This window comes from Ruminococcus intestinalis, assembly GCF_014288065.1.
Taxonomy (GTDB): domain Bacteria; phylum Bacillota; class Clostridia; order Oscillospirales; family Acutalibacteraceae; genus Ruminococcoides; species Ruminococcoides intestinale_A.
This window is the reverse complement of the sequence record NZ_JACOPS010000005.1, coordinates 83,927-102,764: the sequence shown is the minus strand read 5'-3', so window position 1 is coordinate 102,764 and position 18,838 is coordinate 83,927. Positions and strand designations below refer to the sequence as shown.

At 39.3% G+C, this 18,838-nt stretch carries 18 protein-coding genes; 8 read left to right on the top strand and 10 right to left on the bottom strand.

Going from position 1 to position 18,838, the window contains the following annotated elements; translation table 11 throughout:
* The first annotated feature begins 162 nt into the window (after positions 1 to 162).
* Complete coding sequence (locus H8R91_RS10510) at positions 163 to 1,698, top strand: alpha-amylase family glycosyl hydrolase (protein ID WP_186936101.1); 1,536 nt, start codon at positions 163 to 165, stop codon at positions 1,696 to 1,698.
* A gap of 167 nt (positions 1,699 to 1,865) precedes the next feature.
* Here the strand turns inward: H8R91_RS10510 and H8R91_RS10505 are convergent, their stop codons facing one another.
* The 3 genes from H8R91_RS10505 to H8R91_RS10495 all read right to left on the bottom strand — a co-directional run bounded on the left by H8R91_RS10505 (position 1,866) and on the right by H8R91_RS10495 (position 4,376).
* Complete coding sequence (locus H8R91_RS10505; RefSeq protein WP_186936099.1) at positions 1,866 to 3,194, bottom strand: sensor histidine kinase; 1,329 nt, start codon at positions 3,192 to 3,194, stop codon at positions 1,866 to 1,868.
* A gap of 7 nt (positions 3,195 to 3,201) precedes the next feature.
* Complete coding sequence (locus H8R91_RS10500) at positions 3,202 to 3,933, bottom strand: LytR/AlgR family response regulator transcription factor (protein WP_186936097.1); 732 nt, start codon at positions 3,931 to 3,933, stop codon at positions 3,202 to 3,204.
* A gap of 173 nt (positions 3,934 to 4,106) precedes the next feature.
* A complete protein-coding gene (locus H8R91_RS10495) occupies positions 4,107 to 4,376 on the bottom strand; it encodes a hypothetical protein (protein ID WP_186936095.1) in 270 nt (89 codons plus the stop codon).
* A gap of 501 nt (positions 4,377 to 4,877) precedes the next feature.
* Here H8R91_RS10495 and H8R91_RS10490 point away from each other — a divergent pair.
* Positions 4,878 to 6,380, top strand: a complete 1,503-nt coding sequence (locus H8R91_RS10490; RefSeq protein WP_186936093.1) for a phosphohexomutase domain-containing protein — start codon at positions 4,878 to 4,880, stop codon at positions 6,378 to 6,380.
* A gap of 60 nt (positions 6,381 to 6,440) precedes the next feature.
* Here H8R91_RS10490 and H8R91_RS10485 read toward each other — a convergent pair whose 3' ends face one another.
* On the bottom strand, positions 6,441 to 7,232 hold the full coding sequence (locus H8R91_RS10485) for a hypothetical protein (RefSeq protein WP_186936091.1): 792 nt from the start codon (positions 7,230 to 7,232) through the stop codon (positions 6,441 to 6,443).
* Positions 7,233 to 7,299: 67 nt separating this feature from the next.
* The gene (locus H8R91_RS10480; protein ID WP_186936089.1) at positions 7,300 to 7,854 is read right to left on the bottom strand and encodes an RNA polymerase sigma factor; all 555 of its coding nucleotides are present in this window, start codon (positions 7,852 to 7,854) and stop codon (positions 7,300 to 7,302) included.
* 127 nt (positions 7,855 to 7,981) lie between these two features.
* On the opposite strand from H8R91_RS10480, the gene H8R91_RS10475 reads away from it, so the two are divergent.
* The 4 genes from H8R91_RS10475 (at position 7,982) to H8R91_RS10460 (ending at position 10,212) form a co-directional block, all read left to right on the top strand.
* A complete protein-coding gene (locus H8R91_RS10475) occupies positions 7,982 to 8,125 on the top strand; it encodes a hypothetical protein (protein ID WP_186936088.1) in 144 nt (47 codons plus the stop codon).
* 194 nt (positions 8,126 to 8,319) lie between these two features.
* Positions 8,320 to 8,640: a PadR family transcriptional regulator gene (locus H8R91_RS10470; RefSeq protein ID WP_022234027.1), complete on the top strand. Its 321-nt coding sequence runs from the start codon at positions 8,320 to 8,322 to the stop codon at positions 8,638 to 8,640.
* Positions 8,633 to 9,238 (top strand): DUF1700 domain-containing protein, encoded by a 606-nt coding sequence (locus tag H8R91_RS10465; protein WP_186936086.1) that lies wholly within the window; start codon positions 8,633 to 8,635, stop codon positions 9,236 to 9,238. Before H8R91_RS10470 ends, H8R91_RS10465 begins: the two co-directional genes overlap by 8 nt.
* Positions 9,238 to 10,212, top strand: coding sequence for a DUF4097 family beta strand repeat-containing protein (locus H8R91_RS10460; RefSeq protein ID WP_186936084.1), 975 nt, complete (start codon positions 9,238 to 9,240; stop codon positions 10,210 to 10,212). The genes H8R91_RS10465 and H8R91_RS10460 overlap by 1 nt, the downstream gene beginning before the upstream one ends.
* Positions 10,213 to 10,512: 300 nt before the next feature.
* Here the strand turns inward: H8R91_RS10460 and rpe are convergent, their stop codons facing one another.
* From rpe to H8R91_RS10435, 5 genes are all read right to left on the bottom strand, one after another.
* A complete protein-coding gene (gene rpe / locus H8R91_RS10455; RefSeq protein ID WP_186936082.1) occupies positions 10,513 to 11,166 on the bottom strand; it encodes a ribulose-phosphate 3-epimerase in 654 nt (217 codons plus the stop codon).
* 18 nt (positions 11,167 to 11,184) lie between these two features.
* Positions 11,185 to 13,926 carry a hypothetical protein gene (locus H8R91_RS10450; protein ID WP_186936080.1) on the bottom strand — a complete coding sequence of 914 codons (2,742 nt, stop codon included), beginning with the start codon at positions 13,924 to 13,926 and terminating at the stop codon, positions 11,185 to 11,187.
* 27 nt (positions 13,927 to 13,953) lie between these two features.
* Entirely contained in the window at positions 13,954 to 14,709 is a 756-nt protein-coding gene (rlmB, locus tag H8R91_RS10445; RefSeq protein WP_022235621.1) for a 23S rRNA (guanosine(2251)-2'-O)-methyltransferase RlmB, read from the bottom strand.
* Between the two features lie 109 nt (positions 14,710 to 14,818).
* Positions 14,819 to 15,409, bottom strand: a complete 591-nt coding sequence (locus H8R91_RS10440) for a DUF6512 family protein (RefSeq protein ID WP_186936079.1) — start codon at positions 15,407 to 15,409, stop codon at positions 14,819 to 14,821.
* Positions 15,410 to 15,458: 49 nt separating this feature from the next.
* Positions 15,459 to 16,856 carry a spore germination protein gene (locus H8R91_RS10435; RefSeq protein ID WP_186936077.1) on the bottom strand — a complete coding sequence of 466 codons (1,398 nt, stop codon included), beginning with the start codon at positions 16,854 to 16,856 and terminating at the stop codon, positions 15,459 to 15,461.
* A gap of 245 nt (positions 16,857 to 17,101) precedes the next feature.
* Between H8R91_RS10435 and H8R91_RS10430 the strand changes: the two genes are divergently transcribed.
* Together H8R91_RS10430 and H8R91_RS10425 are read left to right on the top strand one after the other, a co-directional pair.
* Positions 17,102 to 17,593: a terminase small subunit gene (locus tag H8R91_RS10430; RefSeq protein WP_186936075.1), complete on the top strand. Its 492-nt coding sequence runs from the start codon at positions 17,102 to 17,104 to the stop codon at positions 17,591 to 17,593.
* Positions 17,583 to 18,830, top strand: coding sequence for a PBSX family phage terminase large subunit (locus H8R91_RS10425; protein WP_186936175.1), 1,248 nt, complete (start codon positions 17,583 to 17,585; stop codon positions 18,828 to 18,830). The genes H8R91_RS10430 and H8R91_RS10425 overlap by 11 nt, the downstream gene beginning before the upstream one ends.
* Positions 18,831 to 18,838: the final 8 nt, after the last annotated feature.

The window sequence follows — 18,838 nt, the reverse complement described above, 5'->3', positions numbered from 1 at the left end:
TATGATGAAATGCCGTTTCCTGCAAGTAATTATTTTTGGAAATATACCAAGCAAATTATAGTAATATTTTTGTTAAAACGCATAATATGCTTGTCAAAAATCCTCAATAATGTTACTATGTTATTGTAATAATAAAAATTAACAAAAGAAAGGATGCTTTCTATGCCACAATGGCTCAACGATTCGGTTTTCTATGAAATTTACCCGCAAAGCTTTTATGACACCAACGGTGACGGTATCGGTGATATTAACGGTATCATCGAAAAACTCGACTATGTAAAAGGGCTCGGCTGTAACGCAATCTGGCTCAACCCCGTTTACGATTCACCGTTTATGGACGCAGGTTATGATGTTCGTGACTACAAAAAGGTTGCTCCCCGCTACGGCACAAACGATGACCTCGTAAGACTTTTTGACGAGGCTCACAAAAAAGGAATGAAAATTCTCCTTGACCTCGTTCCCGGCCACACATCGGACACTCACCCTTGGTTTTTAGAGTCTAAAAAAGCTCAAAAGAGTGAGTATACAAACCGTTATATCTTTACAAAATCAGTATGGGACGCACCGCCGCAGTACAGAATGATGTGCGGTATCTGCGAGCGTGACGGTAACTATTTGGTAAACTATTTCAGCTCACAGCCTGCTCTCAACTACGGTTTTCACGAAATCACACATCCGGAGTGGCAGCTGCCGTGCGACCATCCGGACTGCCTTGCTACAGTAGAAGCAATCAAGGACATTATGCGTTTCTGGCTTGATAAGGGCGCAGACGGTTTCAGAGTTGATATGGCAGACTCGCTCGTAAAGAACGATGATGAAAAGGTTGCGACAGCAAAAATCTGGCGTGGTATCCGTGAAATGCTCGACAAAGATTATCCTGAGGCTGCAATGGTAGCCGAATGGTGCAATCCCGAAAGAGCAATCAACAACGCAGGTTTCCATATGGACTTCTATCTTGACCACCACGGCAACGGTTACAGCAGACTTTTCCGTTACGGTGACGATGAGGGCAATAAGGGTATTTTTAATCCAAACGGCAAGGGCGATATTAAGAACTTTACAGACGAATATCTCCCTGCTTATGAGCTTTCAAAGAATAACGGCTACATCAGTTTTATGACAAATAACCATGATATGCCGAGAATGACACACTACTTCGGTATGGATGCAATTAAACTTGCATATGCAATGATTTTCACTATGCCGGGTGTTCCGTTCCTTTACTACGGTGACGAAATCGGTATGAAATATCAGGAAAACCTTGTAAGCAAAGAGGGCGGTTTCAGCCGTACAGGTTCGCGTACACCAATGCAGTGGAACAGCGGCAAAAACCTCGGCTTTTCTGCAAGCGATACACCTTACCTCCCTGTTGATACAGACGAAAACGCACCTACAGTTGAAAATCAGCAGAACAACCCTGACAGTATTTATAAGGTTGTTACAGACATTATTGCCATTCGTCACGCAAACGATGACCTTCACGGCAACGGTGATTTTGAAATGATTTTCGAGCCGGGTAAATTCCCTTTCGGATATAAGAGAGGCAAGTTTGTAATGCTCTTTAACCCACTCGGCAAAGACAGCGAAATCGAAATCAATGCTAAGGGCGCTAAAAAAGTATATGAAATCGGAACAACAGAGGTTGCTGACAATAAGGTAAAAATGTCGGCACAGAGTTTTGCTATGCTTGAATTTTAATAGATTTATTTAAAAGTTACGGCGGCAATCCTATTTGGATTACCGCCGTTTTTGTTGATGATTATTTGTCAAAGTTGGAGTAAATTATAGTTTAGCAAATTGCTTAAAGTTATCCCAATATTTAGAATAGAACATTGTTAATTAGGCTGTCCGGCTTGAATTAAAATTTATGCATTAACATCTACATATTTTAATGTCATATTAACGCAAAACTTATTATCGACATCAACAGCTTCAAAATATCCGCCATAAACCTCTGCCATATTTCTCATTGAACGCAGTCCAATTCCTCCGCCTTTATGTTTTGTGGACTCATAGCCTCGGTCACTTTTCTTTAAATCTCCGCAAAAATTATTCGTTGCAGCAATATAAATATAGTCGCCCTTATAGTCGATTGACAAATCAAAATATTTTCTGCCCTCGCTTATTGTTTTGCATGCGGAAATTGCATTTTCACTTAAGTTTCCTAAAATACCGCAGAAGTCAACTTCTGGTATTTCGGATTTAGGAGGCATATTTATTTTCCAAGTAATATCTATTTCATTGTCAATTGCGCTTTGGCGATAATAATTCAGCACTGCGTTTATAGCGTTACTGCTGCATAATCTTACGGGAGCAGTAATATTAAGTGCCTGATAGTACTTGCAAAGGTATTTTCTCAATGAGTCCAAATCGCCCTCGTCAAGCAAACACTGCGCAAGATGTACCGAGTGTTTTAAATCGTGTCTGGCTTTTGCGGTTTGATTAATATATGTTTGCAGAGATTCGTTATAGCTTGTCTGTATTTCAAGCATAAAGTTCTGTTCTTCAAGCTTGGTCTTTTCAATTGTAGTTTTACTGAATATGTAAAACAGCGCAAATACCAATATATACAGCAAAAATATAATACTGTTAATCATTAACGCCTTTATGCCAATCATTCCCACACGCAAATTCAAATATGTGATCGGTATGGAGTAAATATTTAACAGAGTTACAATAATCGGTAAAACCATAAATGAATACCAAAGCTTTTTATATTCAATGTTATCTATCATCCAGGAATAATATTTCAGCATAGGATACGCAAGTATTGCCATAAAGAACAAACTTATTCCCATAAACAGCAAATCAAACGAAAAACTTATTCCGTAATCCATTTCCGGCTTATAAAACGATTCAATTTCATAAGTAAACAGTGAGAAAGTCGAAAACAGACATATAACGCTCAAAAATACAAACAGAGTTTTGGCAAAATCTGTTTTTACCGTATACCGAAACAGTAAAAAGCAGATTATCATATCGGGCATAAGCACCGTGTTTATCGTACGAATGTTAAAAAGTACCGTTATTATAGAAGATACCGTTGCAATAATTACAAAAGCCCCCGCCAAAATCAAAGCAATTTTTTTAACCGAAAATTTAAGCTGATTTTTCATCGGCAAATAACACATTATACTTGCGGGAATGATTATAGAAAAAGAAAAAAGTCCCTTTAAAAATTCTACCCTATCCATATTATCCTCAAATCCCCTGATTTTCCCTTAATTTTTTAAACATATGATCTCTTACCCGTTTTTCTATGATACTTTTTTCACGCACTTTTATCGAAAATCTTGTACCGTTGCCCATTATACAAAGAGCACCGTCAATGCGCTCAATATAATCCGCATTAAGAACAACGCCACGGTTTACGGGTATAAATCTTTCGTCATTATCGGTAAGTTTTAAAAATTCATTCATAGTCATTCTTGTGCGGTATGTCATACCGGACACAACAGAAATATTCAGATAATGTGCATCGGATTCAATAGACATAATCTCTTTGACAGAAATCATTACGGATTTTCTGTCGCAAACAATCTGAATAAATTTTGCTTTATCTTTTATGTAAAAAGCCGCTTCGTCAAGAACTTTGTAAATTTGTTCGGGCATATACGGTTTTATTATATAGTGAAACGCATGAACAGAAAAAGCCTGCATCATAAAGTCGGAACTTGTAGTAACAAAAACAATTAGAATATCTTTGCTGATTTTTCTAAGCTCCTCGGCAAGCTCAATTCCGTTAATAGGGCTCATATAAATATCTATAAATGCCGCATCATATAGATTTTCACTGCATTTATTTAAAAAATCTTGTCCGTTTAAAAAACAATCTACCGAGCCTTGTTCACTTCTGATTGTAAAATATCCGTTGCACACACGGGCAAGAATATCCATATATCTTTGTTCATCGTCAATTACGGCGATTTTCATTATCACACCACCAAAAATAAATAACCTTTTTATAATTATAACACAAAACTTAAGAAATGTGCATTATTATAAAAAGGTTTGCTAAAAATGTATTATATGCCAAAAACAGTCGCCTAAGCGACTGCCTCTGGATTTAGAAGTTTTGAAATTAACGTGAAAACGTGAATAGCTGTTTAATTATTAATCTCTGCATCTGCAGTGTCGCCAAAGAAGTTAAAACGGAAGAGTTTGCTCTCGTCGTTTTTATTCTCGCAAATAATGCTTGCTTCGGCAATCTTACCGCCCTCAATGAGTTTTGTAAGACCGACGATCTGGCAGAGTTTGCTTTTAAGATTTAATCTGTCGCCTTCGTTAGTAACGAGAAATACATTACCCTCGCAAGTATCAAGTACAGCGAGAAATTTGACTACATCAATATTGTGTAAACTAAGAATAGGTGTCATAAAAAATTCCTCCAAAATGATAATATAAAATTGTTGTGCCATTTACCATTTGGCAAAATAATTATTTATGTTCGACCTAATTAAACCTTACTCGAGTAGTCTGACTGTATAATCAGTCGATAGTCAAGCGGACTGTTTACTTGACAATTATTATTATAATCACAATTCCATAAAAGTCAACAATTTTTTTTATAAAAATTTGTTGCAAAGTCAAATTAAATGTGAACAGCTTACAAAGTGTTGTATATAAATATATATATTATGCACAAAAATCATTTGATAAACAAATTTGTTTGCTTATTAAAATTATAATGCTGTTAGTGAAAATAACTACCAAAAGGGAAAGTTAAGCGTCAAAAAATCACTTTTTTTACAAAAATAAAATTATTATATATTGAGATTTTTGCGGCTATGGGTTATAATTAATGCAGTAATTTATAATAAGGGTATGCTTTTTTAGAATGAAATATCCGAAAATACAATAAAGGAATGGTACTTTAAATGTTAGACAAGTTTTATAAGCAGTTTAAAAGCGGTACAGACATCAGAGGCGTAGCAAGCGAGGGCGTTGAGGGTCAACCCGTAAACCTTACCGATGATGTTGTGGCAAGAATGGCAGACGGCTTTGTGCTTTGGCTTTCAAAAAAGGTCAGCAAAGCTCCTGAAACTCTTACAATTTCTATCGGTCGTGACAGCCGAATTTCCGGCCCGCATATAGTTTCAATTTGCAGTGAGCGTTTTAAACGCTGCGGAGCAACCGTGCTGGATTGTTCGCTTGCATCTACTCCGTCAATGTTTATGACAACCGTTGACCTCGGTTGTGACGGTGCTTTGCAGATTACTGCAAGCCATCACCCGTTTAACAGAAACGGTCTAAAATTCTTCACCCGTGAGGGCGGTCTTGAGGGCAGTGATATCGAAGAAATTCTTGAGTATGCACAAAACGGCGAATCACCTGCCGAAAATTCTTGCGGCGAAATCAAAAAAGTTGATTATATGACCGATTATGCAAAGGGCCTTTGCAAAAAAATTAAAGAAGAAGTAAATGCGGAGGATTACGATCATCCGCTTAAGGGCTTTAAGATTGTAGTTGATGCAGGTAACGGTGCAGGCGGTTTTTATGCCGATAAGGTACTTTCTGTACTCGGTGCGGATACAACAGGCAGTCGTTACCTTGAGCCTGACGGAATGTTCCCGAACCATATTCCGAACCCTGAAGACGCAACAGCTATGGCGTCAATCTGCGAGGCAGTAAAAGAGGCAAATGCCGACCTCGGTGTGATTTTTGACACTGATGTTGACCGTGGCGGCGCTGTAGACAACAAGGGCAATGAAATTAACCGTAACCGCCTTGTTGCTGTAGCGGCGGCTATCGCACTTGAGGGTAACGAGGGCGGTACTGTTGTAACCGACTCTATCACTTCTTCCGGTCTTAAGGAATTTATTGAAGACACACTCGGCGGTCAGCATTACCGCTACCGCAGAGGATACAAGAATGTTATTGACAAGGCGCTTGAGCTCAACGCACAAGGCATTAACTGTCCGCTTGCTATTGAAACCTCAGGTCATGCCGCAATGAAAGAAAATTATTTTCTTGATGACGGCGCATACCTTTGCACAAAGATAATTATTAAAGCGGCTCAAATGCGCAAAGAGGGCAAGGAGCTTGACGAGCTTACAGCGGAACTTAAAGAGCCTGTTGAGAGCAAGGAAGTCAGATTCAAAATTCTTGAGCCTGATTTTAAGGCTTGCGGCGAAAAAATCATTGGCGACCTCACTGCATACGCAATGGCGCAGAACGGTTGGAATGTAGCAAACGATAATCGTGAGGGCATAAGAGTATCTTTTGATAAGGATAACGGTGACGGTTGGTTCTTGTTAAGACTTTCAGTGCACGACCCGATTATGCCGCTGAATATTGAGAGTGATTCGGTAGGCGGCGTAGATATTATTTACAACAAACTTAATGAGTTTTTAAAGACTACAAGCGGTCTTGAGTTATGATTTTATAAAAACACAGCAGTTCCAAGGTGTATTCTTCGGAACTGCTGTGTTTTTTAATATTTAACTGTAATTTACCATATAATTTCCGTTTTCATTTATTGAAATATTTACATAAACAGTTTTTGTGGCATTGTTTTTATAATGCAATTCAAAGGTTAATGTATCTCCAAAATACTCATCAAAATTTTTGATACTGTCATACACTGTTTTTTCGGCATCGGAGTATGCTGTTCTATCCAGAATATTACTGTTATAATCGGGTTCTTCCTTACCGGTTATAGACAGAATTTCTGTTGAAAATTTTTCGCAGGTGGGTCGCCATGTTATGAAACCGTTGTCTGAAATTTTAATATTTTCAAATGATTTTTGACCTGAAAAAACGGTTGAATCACTTTGATAAGATATGCAATTATTTTTTACTGTTACATTATAATATTCAACAGCATCGCTTGCAATGGAAAATTCGATACTGTCGGGCGATATATCAAATAAATCTTGTTTAATGATATTTCCGCTATAAGAAGTATCTCTTTCATCGTAAGGTGAACCGTCTGATTTAAAATCAACGGTATAAGTAATTGCATGAATACCCGTGTTGCTGTCAAGTAAAGTCTTTACAGGACTTAATAAAACCTTTTGCTTTGAATTTTCACTGTTCTCTGATAAGACTTTAGGTAGGGAGTAAATGTGAAAGTCAGAACTGCTGTTAGTTGTACTTAAAACTTCAAAATTATTGACCGGCTTATTAAAATTATTTTTATATATGACTGCATAAGTAACGGAGACCGCACATAAACAGGCTGCAAGGCTTGCCCATATAATAATTTTTTTGCTTTTGGGTTTAAAAACCAAAGAAGATGCAATTATGTTTTCGTCAATATTGCTGATTGAATTATATAAGATTTCATCATTGTTTTTTTCATAGAAATATGCCCTCCTTTTCGAGTGCCTGTTTTAAATTGTTTCTTAATCTGAAAAGTTTGCCTGAAAGTTTGTTTGAAGATGTGTTCCATTGCTTTGCAATGCTTTTTACAGATTCTCCTTGCCAATACCTCAATATAAATAAAGCCTGTTCTTTTTTACTCAGAGTTAATAACCATTTATTAATTATTGGTGTAATTTCTTCAAGTTCATATTCGGTGTCTGTCTGTGGTACTGATAATATATTTTCCATTTCGCTGAAAAGAATTTCAATACCTGCGTTTCTTTTTTGAGTATGGTTTTTCTTCCATATATCAAGTGCAATATTCCTTGTGATTTTGCCTATGTATGCCTTAAAATTTTCAGGGTTATTAGGCGGAATTGAATTCCATATTTTAAGGTAAGTATCATTTTCAAATTCATCGGTATCTTCATTATTTGATAGAATGTTATATGCTATTTTTCGACAAAAAGAACTGTACTTGATTTTTGTTTCTTTTATAGATTGTTCCGATCTTGAAAAGTACAAATCAATTATTTGTTTGTCATTCAATTAAATCCCTCCTTTTTAGCTTTCATATATATAGACGATATAATTATAAAAATATTCGTGAGCAATTTATATTTTAACATTATTATATCAAAATATTAAAAGTTACACAAAAAACAACAGCTTGACTTTGGCCGAGCTGTCAGCATTTTTAAAGGCTTGCGCCGTTGTGTTCAAGCCGCTTAATATTGAGAGTGATTCGGTAGGCGGCGTAGATATTATTTACAACAAACTTAATGAGTTTTTAAAGACTACAAACGGTCTTGAGTTATGATTTAATATTATTGTAAATTCAGCAGTTTCAAAGACAATGCTTTGAAACTGCTTTTGTTTTTTATTGTTTTGCGGCTTGAACATAACGGTGAGAGATTTTAATAGGCTGTTCAAAATTTTTATTATATAATCTGAAAAAAGTCCTTGACATATAATACTATGTGATGTATAGTATTGTGCAAAGGGAGGTATAATATGGATGTTCAGCTGAAACGAGGACTTTTGGACATATGCGTGCTTGCCGCTATAAAAAACAAAGATTCTTACGGTTATCAGATTATAAAAGATATGAAACCGTATGTGGAAATATCCGAATCAACTTTGTATCCGATTTTAAGAAGATTGGAAACCGCTCAAATGCTTACCGTCAATAAGGTAGAGTATAACGGACGGTTACGCAAGTATTATCATATTACACAACAGGGATTAAACAGAATAGAAGATTTTAAAAATGAGTGGCACGAGATAGTATCAATTTATCGGTTTATCATAAAGGAGGAAAATGATGATGAGTAAACAGGAATTTCTTGGGGCATTGTATAACGGTTTATCGGGATTGCCGAAAGAAGATATAGAAAATTCGGTTCAGTTTTACAGTGAAATGATTGACGACAGAATGGACGAGGGTATGACCGAAAATGAGGCTGTTGAAGATATAGGCTCGGTAAACGAAATTATACAGCAAATTTTATCGGAATCTTCATTGCCAAAATTGGTTAAAAGAACAGTCAGCAAAAAACACGATTGGAAGGTGTGGGAAATAGTATTGCTCGCAGTAGGCTCTCCCATTTGGTTTCCTCTGCTTTTAACCGCAATAGTTATTGTTCTGACGGTTTACATAGTTATATGGTCTGTGGTTTTGTCTTTTTATGCGGCTGATTTCAGTTTGGCGGTAAGCGGAATTTTTACATTGGTAAGTACAGTGGCATATGCTTTTACCTCAAATGCCAATATATTTGCGATGCTCGTGCTGATTGGCGGAGCTTTTGTATGTGCGGGTTTGTCAATACTGTCGTTTTTCGGAATTAATCAAATTACAAAAGGAATGGTATTTGTCAGTAAAAAAATATGGATTTGGATAAAATCCTTGTTTATAAGAAAAGAGGAAGTATAATGAAGAAATCAAAAAAGATACTGATAACGGTAGCTGTAATTCTTGTAGCGGTTGGAATGATTTGCGGATTTTGCGGTATATACAGTCTTGGATTTAATTTTAATGAAATCAGCACATCAGATTTTGTAACGCATACTTATACTGTTGAAGACGATTTTACAAATATTATAATAGAGGACGCGGCAAGCAATATAAATTTTTATAAATCAAATGATGATAAATGTCGGGTATTGTGTGATGAACGGGAAAAAGTTACTCACACTGTTGTAAACGAAAACAATACATTAACAGTCCGTGTGAAAGATGAACGCAACTGGTTTGAGCGTATTAATATCGGATTTTTCGTTTCGGATATGAGGGTTTCGGTTTATTTGCCGAAAAACAAATATGATTCTTTGAATGCAGCTTCAATGAGCGGAGATATTGATGTTGCAAACGAATTTACTTTTGATAATGCAAAGGTCGGCAGTATCAGCGGTGATGTAAGTGTAAAAGCCGATGTAAAACAAGAACTTAATATTTCATCGACAAGTGGAGATGTTTATGCGGAGAATTTAAATCTGGAAAAATTAAATGCCGAGTCTACAAGCGGAGATGTAATTATAAATAATATTTCGGCAACCGAGTGTATTAATGCAAGTTCTGTAAGCGGTGAGATTGACTTGTCAAATGTAAAAGGCAAAGAAATTTTTGCAAAAACAATCAGCGGCGGAGTTATGCTTACCGATACGGTTGCAAGCCAAAAGCTTAAAGCAAACAGCACAAGCGGAGAGATAGATTTGAAAAGATGTGACGCAAAAAATATTGTACTTGATACCGTAAGCGGCGAAATATCGGGAACATTGCTAAGTAATAAACAATTTATTACCGAAACAACAAGCGGCACGGTAAATGTACCGCAAGGCGTTTCAAACGAAGAGTGCCGAATAACTACGGTAAGCGGAGATATTTATATCGAAATTGCAGATCAGTAAAAAACAACAGCTTGACTTTGGTCGAGCTGTCAGCATTTTTAGAGGCTTGCGCCGTTGTGTTCAAGCCGCCAAACAGCAGGCTGTTCGGCTATCGTTAGATTGTGCAAACAAAAGTATTTGTGGGCTTTGCCCACACCCACAACCTTTGAAAAGGTTGACCAAACTTTTATAATTACCTGACGAAGTATTTACCTAAGCTATAATTTACCCCAACACAAAACCAACATAACAACTAAAACACCGTCATTGTCGGACAGAACCGATAATGACGGTGTTTTGTTTTTAAATATTATAAAATAATTATTTTTCGGCAATAGCTTTAAGCTCGGCAATGGCTTTTGCGCTGTCTTCGGCTTTGAAAACAGCTGTGCCGGCAACACATACATCAACGCCTGCATCGGCTGCCTGTTTGATTGTCGATGTGCTGATTCCGCCGTCTGCCTCAATAAGAACATCAAGACCACGCTTTGCGCACTCGGCTTTTATTTCCTGTACCTTTGGCAGCATATCTGCCATAAAGCTCTGACCGCCAAATCCCGGTTCAACAGTCATAACGAGCACCATAAACAATTTGTCGAGATATGGGAAAACTGCGCTTGCAGGTGTGTTCGGTTTGATTACAAGTCCGGGTTTTATGCCGTTTTCTGTGATTTTATCAATAGTTTTGCTGATGTCGGAGTCGCTTTCTGCATGAAAAGTAATAATATCTGCGCCGGCTTTTGCAAAATCATCTATATACTTAAGCGGTTCTGAAATCATAAGATGTACATCAAATGGTTTTTCGGTGTAACTTCTTACCGCTTTTATTACAGGTGCGCCGAATGTGAGGTTCGGCACAAAGTGGGCGTCCATAACATCAAGGTGCATATAGTCGGCACCGCATTTATCCATTTTTTCAATTTCTTCTCCCATTTTTGCAAAGTCACAGGAGAGGAGTGAAGGAGCAATTTTCATTTTGCAAACTTCCTTTCATCAGGTTTTATGTATAAGCGGTGCAACAAGTGTGGCAACGCCCCAGAACATTGAATATATAAGTACCTCAAGTGTGCCGAGCACGCCTACTCCCGCATAAAGTGCAAGGGTGGCTGTGAGCAGTACGCCGAGTACAATCGAGATAAGCTGAATTACGATTGAAAGTGAAATATTACGCTTTATTTGTACACTTCCCGATACAGCCTTTAAGAAAGCCGATGTTTTACCGTTTGTGATGAGGTAAGCTCTTGAAGTTTCTTCAAATGTAGACTTACATTCCTTAAGTACCGTGCCAAGTCCTGTGGGAAGTACCTTTACCGTACGGTAAAATACATTGTAAAGACTGCATATAAGGTCATTTGTAATATTGCAGTCGGTTGAGTGAACAAGTATGCTGATTCCGTTTGCCTCGGCTCTGTGAAGTTCCGGCATAAGGATTGAATCGGCGATATAGTGAGTTACAAACATTGCAATCAGTCTGCCTGCACGGGCAACATATGTTACCTGTTTGCCGCTCTGAATGTACTTGTCCTCATACTCAATACTCGGAGTTTCTACGCTGTATTTTGTCATAAGCTCACGGTTGCCGACAAGGATTCGTTCACCGTTTACCCAGCCTACAAGTCCAAGCTCATCTTCGTAGAGAACGCTCTCAACCTCCGGCAAATCGCCCTCGGTTTCATCGACTACCTTTTCAAATACTTTGGCAATCGGGTTTTTAGCCTCTTTAAGAATTGCAATTCCGCACAAAAGCGATTCGTCTGTATTGTAATCCTCAAAAGTCTTTATGCCGTCAAGGAATACCGAGTCGGCAGGGAAAAGCTCGTTTGCGTCAATCATTACCGCCGTACTGTCGCAGAACTGTTTTACCGACGGATAACCCGAAAGCATTGCGCCTGTAGGCAAAAGTTTTTTGCAGAGGTTATACATAGGAATGTTTACCGCAAGTAATGTTGAAACAGGAACGCATACCGCACATACAAGCGCAAATGCATTTACCGCACCCGAAAACGAACCGAAGAATATGCCGTAAAGGAGCGCAACCACTACCGCAATTATTGAGGTTGCAGGTGCAAGCTTGGAGGCGAGATCTTCACTGGGGTCGGGTGCATAGGAGATCTTAAGAAAGTTTGACGGAAAACCCGTGCGGTGCTGATAAGCAATGATTGGCTGCTCAACAGCCGTACCGCTCATCATCTGTGTTGCCACAGATTCGTTATTGTAAATTTTAGCGGCATATCGCTGACCGTCGGCAGCGGTAAACTTAAAGTTTTCTTTAACTCTCAGTACCATAAGCAATTTGCCTAAGTTGTTGGCAAAGAAAGCAACCAGAACTATTACCGTATAGTAGTTGATGTCAAAGCCGGTAACTCCGTACAGACAGAAGAAAGATACCACTGTCTGTATTACGGACGCAACCGCCGCAAGTGCAACCGCCGTATCGGAATTTCCTTTAAAATGCGTAAGCGGTGTAAGTCCGCTCATTATTGATACTCTGTTTACAAAGGTTGAAAAACCGATTAGCAAAAAGTTGATTACCGCATAGGCAACAGGAGCAAAAAATACTGCGCTGCATATTGCCTGTGGGAACAGTCTTACAAGCACCGTAATTATTATTGATACAAGTGCAAGTCCGCCTGTGAGCATTGTTCTGCCAAAGAGCTTTTTTATGTTCAGGTTGATTTCCTGCATTATGCTCTTTTCGTCATCTTCGCCCATATAGTCATCGACCACTTCGGTTTCCTTAACGGGAGTGTCGTTATCGTCCGACGCATCTTTTGAAAAAAATCCCACAAGGCTCGACATTATCTTTTCTGATGCCGAATGAAAATCAAGCGGCTCAACTTCGTCATCGTCCTCTTCAACAATGACTGTACGCTTGGTTTCGGGCTTTATTACATGAGCGATTACCGACGGATTTTTTGATTTTATATATTCCTCGTACTCATATCCGACAACCTCGGAAAATTTGCCCGCTTTTACATTCAGTGCGTTCTGCTCGCCCTCTTTGCGGTAAACAGGCACTTTGGCTATAACCTTTTTGTGCTGTTTTACATCGGGCTCGGGAGTTTTGAACAGTTCGTCAAACTTGCCCTGCGGCTCGTTCGGAGCTTTGGGCGGTTTGGTATCGTCGTCCGTAATATCTATATCAATAGTATGTATACTTTTTATGTGAGTTTCGTTGTCGTTGAACTGGTCGACATCGTCTAAAATATCTTGAGAAAAAGTTGTGCCCTCGGAATATTCGGGAGTAAGGGTGACAATTTCTTCGTCGTCTTCGTTTTCCGAGTCAGTATCTGTTTTTTCGTCGGAGTTTGTTTGCTCTGTTGACTTGTTTTCTTCAAGAGCGGTTTCTTGCTTTTCCTCCGATTTTTCGTCTTTATCCTGCTTCGTATTTTTTTCGGTTTCTTTTAAAATTTCGTTTTGCGGTGACGGGTAGTCATCGTCCGTACCCTCAAGAACAAGCTCGGCTTGCAGGGTAGTGGCTGTTTTGTCGCCTGAAATTTCATTTTCGTTTACAGTCTGTTCTTTATCCACATCAAGAGGATTGCTGTTTTCAAGCCTCGGCTTTTTATCTGCATTGCTGAAAATTTCGGCAACAGGCTGTTTTGCTCTGTATTTTTGAGCAGTAAGCTCCATTTTTTCCTGATCTAAGAGGTATTTTGATTCCTCTAAGATTTCGTCAACCTCTCTGTCACGGTCAATAAGCTTGCTGTCCTCATTGGTTTGGTTATTCGGCAAATTTATCACTCCTTTAACAAAAAGCGTTTATCTGTCTTTCATTGCGCTGTACATTATAATGCCTGCCGCAACAGATGCATTAAGAGAATTTATTTGTCCTTTCATCGGCAAAGATACTATAACATCGCATTTCTCACGCACAAGTCGGGAAATTCCCTTACCCTCGTTGCCTATTACAATTGCGCACGCACCCGAAAAATTGCATTTTTGGTAGTCTGTACCGTTCATATCTGCACCGTACACCCATACGCCCTTGCTCTTAAGGTCATCAATCAGGGCGGCAATGTTTGTTACTCTTGCCACACGCATATATTCTATTGCACCGGCAGACGCCTTGCCTACTGTGTAGGAAAGTCCCACACTGCGTCTTTTCGGAATAATTACACCGTGAACTCCGGCACATTCTGCGGTACGGATGATAGCGCCGAGGTTGTGCGGGTCTTCGATTTCGTCAAGAATTACAATAAAAGGAGGCTCGTCCTTTTCTGCCGCATACGCAAGAATATCATCTACGGTTGAGTATTCTCTGACAGCGGCAAAAGCGACAATGCCCTGGTGGTTTTCGTTGCCGCTTACATAGTCAAGTTTTGTGCGGTCAACTTCTTTTACAAGTATGCCCTTGTCCTTGGCTTTGGCAAGAATTCCCACAACAGCGCCGCTCTTTTCGCCCCTTGCGACAAGAATTTTATCAATAGGTCTGCCGCTGCGGATAGCCTCGCTTACAGGATTTCTGCCTGCTATAACATCAGGCTTTACTTCTGTATCGTTGTTTCTGTTATTCATATAAAGCTTTCCTCGCTTTGTCGATAATCTGTTTTTTGAGTATCTGAAAGTCATAATTTTGTCTGTATGCTTTCAGATACTCTTTAAATTATAACACATATTAAATTGATTAGGAATAGTTTAGCGAAAAAAAGCTGTCGAGATATACTGCTCCTTTGTCAAAATTTTCGGGAATTATGCCGTACAGCCCTGTGGTTCTGTCCATAAAAAGATAATTGTGCATAGGGAACGGAGTGAGCGAGCAGTACAAAACCACAAACAGCAGCAACATAAAAAATGCGGGGTAAAACAGTACCTCACACTTTTTGCTGCCGACCGTCAAGCGGAAAGATATGAAAAAAGCTAAAGTACAGCAAATGAGTGCGGCGGTAAATTCGGGCAGAAAGTGGGTTTGCGCACCTGTAAGAGAATACAGCAGGCAAATTGCCGAATATGAAAGGCAGAAAAACCAAAGGGAAACCGCCTTTGCGACAATAAATTTGCGAAACGGAATTTTTATACATAAAAGTTCGATTCCCGCCCATAAAAGATACGGAAAGAGCAAGGTTTTTTCTATTTCCCATATACTGTCGTTTACCGAACCGAACATTACGCCGATAAGTGTGTGTCCGCTCAAATCAAGCAGATTTTGCATAAAGACAGACATTATAACTATAAATAAAATTCCCGCTATTTCAAGATACATCAGTTTTTTCTGCATATAATCACCTCGTTTGTAAAATATATGCAGAAATTACCTTGGTAATGATTTAGCGTGGGTTGCGTATTCGCAGAATTTTGCGCAGAAATTCTTTGCCGTTAAACGGAACAAGCGGATATAAATAGCTTTTGCTTGAGAGCGTACGATTGGTGCAAAGTAAAACGAGATTTATTATAAACGCAATTATAAATCCCCATACATTAAATATATAGGTCAGTACAAGTAGGAGTACACGGCAGAATTTAAACGAGTAGCCGAGTTCAAAATTCGGTTGTGTGAAGTTTGCAACGGTGACAAGCGCCATATAAAGGATTGCCTCCATTGATACCCAGCCCGACTCAACGGCAAACTCAGAAAGAGCTATAGCGCCGATAATACTAAGCGGTGTGGTAAGACTGTTCGGAGTGTTGAGAGCGGCAAGCCGCAGTCCGTCAATTCCGACCTCCATAAGAATAAGCTGCCAGAATACGGGAATGTTCTGCGGTTCGTCAAGCAGTACAAAGCGAAAAAACTCGGGGCAGTAGTCGGGATTTTGCAGTGCAAGCAGCCACAACGGGGTTATAAGCACGGTTACTATTGTTATAAAATACCGTGCAAGTTTTAGGTATGTGCCTGTGACAGGCGGAAAGTAATAATCGTCAGCTTCTTCAAGCACATCAAAGATAGAAGTCGGCAAAAGCAGGGCAGAGGGAGCATTGTCTACAAGAATAACAATGTTGCCGTCAAGAATGGCAGAGGCTGTGGTGTCGGGCCGTTCAGTATGCTTAACCTTTGGAAAAGGGTTGTACCACAAATTTTTGTAGAGCGCCTCGACAAGGCTTTGCTGATTCATTGTAAGCGATGGAACATCAATGGCTTTTAAGCGTTTGTCGAGATTTGCAAGGAGCTTTTTGTCAACCTTGTTTTCCATATATATAACTGCGATATCTGTGTGGGATTGAGTGCCTACCGAGTATGCTTTTACCGTGAGATTTGTATCACGGATTCGCCGACGGATAAGGGCGGTGTTGTTTATCAGCGTTTCCACAAAGCCGTCACGACTGCCACGCAAAACCTTGTCGTTGTCGGGTTCGCTTGTACTTCTCTGTGGGTATGTTCGTGTGTCGAGCAGGATAACTTCGGTAAAATCCTCTATTATAAGTGCGGAAATACCGCTTAAGACATCTGTACATATTTTTTTGAGGTCAGAAGTTACTTCTACTTCAACATAAGGGACTGCGGACTGTGCAAAATAGAGTGCGGATTTAAAATTTTCGGATTTTACATTTTTGTAAAAAAATTCAAGTATTTTTTCTGTAATGTCATCTTTTAAAAGCCCGTCAATAAAAAATAAAGCAGCTTTACGGTCGGCAATTATAAGGTCACGCTTGACAAGGTCAAAACTTTGTTCACTGCGCAGAGCGTCTGAAATTATTTGAAGATTTGTGTTGTAATCGGTAGTAAACATATTTCCTCCGTGTTGTATTAAATGATTGTTCAAGGCTTAGTTTTTAACATTTTATTGAAAATATGTTAAAAGATTGAAATTGATTAAAATCGGGTACTGAATTTTGAAAAAACTTAGAAAAAACCGATTTTAAAAATTTTTTTAAATTATTTTTTGAAAAATTAGCCTAATTAATGCAATTTTTGAAGTTTTTGTATGTATAGTTGAAAGGCAGTTTTAAATTTGCTTTTCAAACGGAGGTGTTTATGGAAAGAAAATCAAAAGGACTTACCGCCAAGGAAAAAACTTTTTGCAATTGTTTTGTAAGCTGCGGAAGTGCTGACGAGGCGGCTTATAACGCAGGCTTTGTCAGAAATCCAAAGAGGAGCGGAGAAGAGCTTTTGTGCAGAGAAGATATTGCCGATGAAATTAAAAGGCTCGGCAAATGCCGCACAAGTTCGCTTTCGGAGATTGCCACCGTGGGTTACAGAAGGCTTGCTTTCGGCAAAATTTCTGACGCCGTGTCGCTTTTATATATGGAAAATCCGTCAAGGGAACAGCTTGAGCATATGGATTTGTTTTTGGTTTCAGAAATAAAAAGACCAAAGGACGGTTCTATGGAAATCAAATTTTTTGACAGGCTCAAAGCACTTGAAAAGCTGACAGACGACAGCGAAAAAGAGGACAGGGCAACTCCTTTTTATGACGCTATTGCCAGGGGAGCGGAGGCATTGAGAAGTGAAACCGATGAAAGTTGATACTTTTTCAAAACAACAGCTTAAGGTGCTTTCGTGGTGGTGCAAGGAAAGCCGATACAAAAATTACGACGCAATCATCTGTGACGGTGCAGTGCGTTCGGGCAAAACTTTCTGTATGAGCATTTCGTTTTTTGCGTGGAGCTTTTACAGCTTTGCAAATTCGGATTTTGCCCTCTGCGGAAAGACTATTCGCTCTCTGCGCAGAAATATGGTAACTCCGATAATTCCCGTGCTTAAAAGCCTCGGATTTGAGTGCAGTGAGCAAATTTCAAAAAATTTACTTATCGTGCGCTACGGCGATATTGAAAACAGGTTTTACCTTTTTGGAGGTAAGGACGAGTCCTCTGCCTCTCTCATTCAGGGTATGACACTTTGCGGTGTGCTTTTTGACGAAGTGGCGCTTATGCCCCGTTCTTTTGTGGAGCAGGCGCTTGCAAGATGTTCGGTAAACGGTTCAAAGTTTTGGTTTAACTGCAATCCCGAATATCCCCGTCACTGGTTCTACACCGAGTGGATTCGGAAAGCCGACAGCAAAAATGCGTTATACCTGCATTTTACAATGGAGGACAATCCGTCGCTTTCAAAAGAGGTGCGTCAAAGGTACGAGGGTTTGTATTCAGGTGTGTTTTATCAGCGATTTGTGCTCGGCAGATGGGTTGCGGTGCACGGTGCGGTGTATCCGTTTATGGACGATGAAAAAATGTACTGCGAAGTGCCCAATGTCGGTTTTGACGATTTTGCGGTTTCGTGCGATTACGGTACGGTAAACCCTGCGTCATTCGGTTTGTGGGGTGAAAAAAATTCCGTATGGTATCGAATTAAGGAGTATTATTTTGATTCACGCAGAGAGGGTTATCAACGCACCGATGAGGAGCATTACGCAAAACTCGAAGAGCTTATCGGCAACAGAAAAGTAAGTCGGGTAGTAGTTGACCCGTCAGCCGCAAGTTTTATTGAGGTAATACGCAGACATAAAAGATTTAATGCAGTGCCCGCCGAAAACAATGTTGTAAACGGTATTCGGCTTGTAAGTCAGGCACTCAAGGACGGCAGAATAAAAATCTGCTCAACCTGCAAAGACGCAAGGAGAGAATTTGCACTTTACAGGTGGGACACAAAAAACGGCGCAGATGTGCCGATTAAGGAGAATGACCATTCAATGGATGATATAAGGTATTTTACGGCGTCAATATCGACAGGCAAAAAGGGCTTTTCGGTATTTGCCCTTAGGCGATAGGAGGTGTT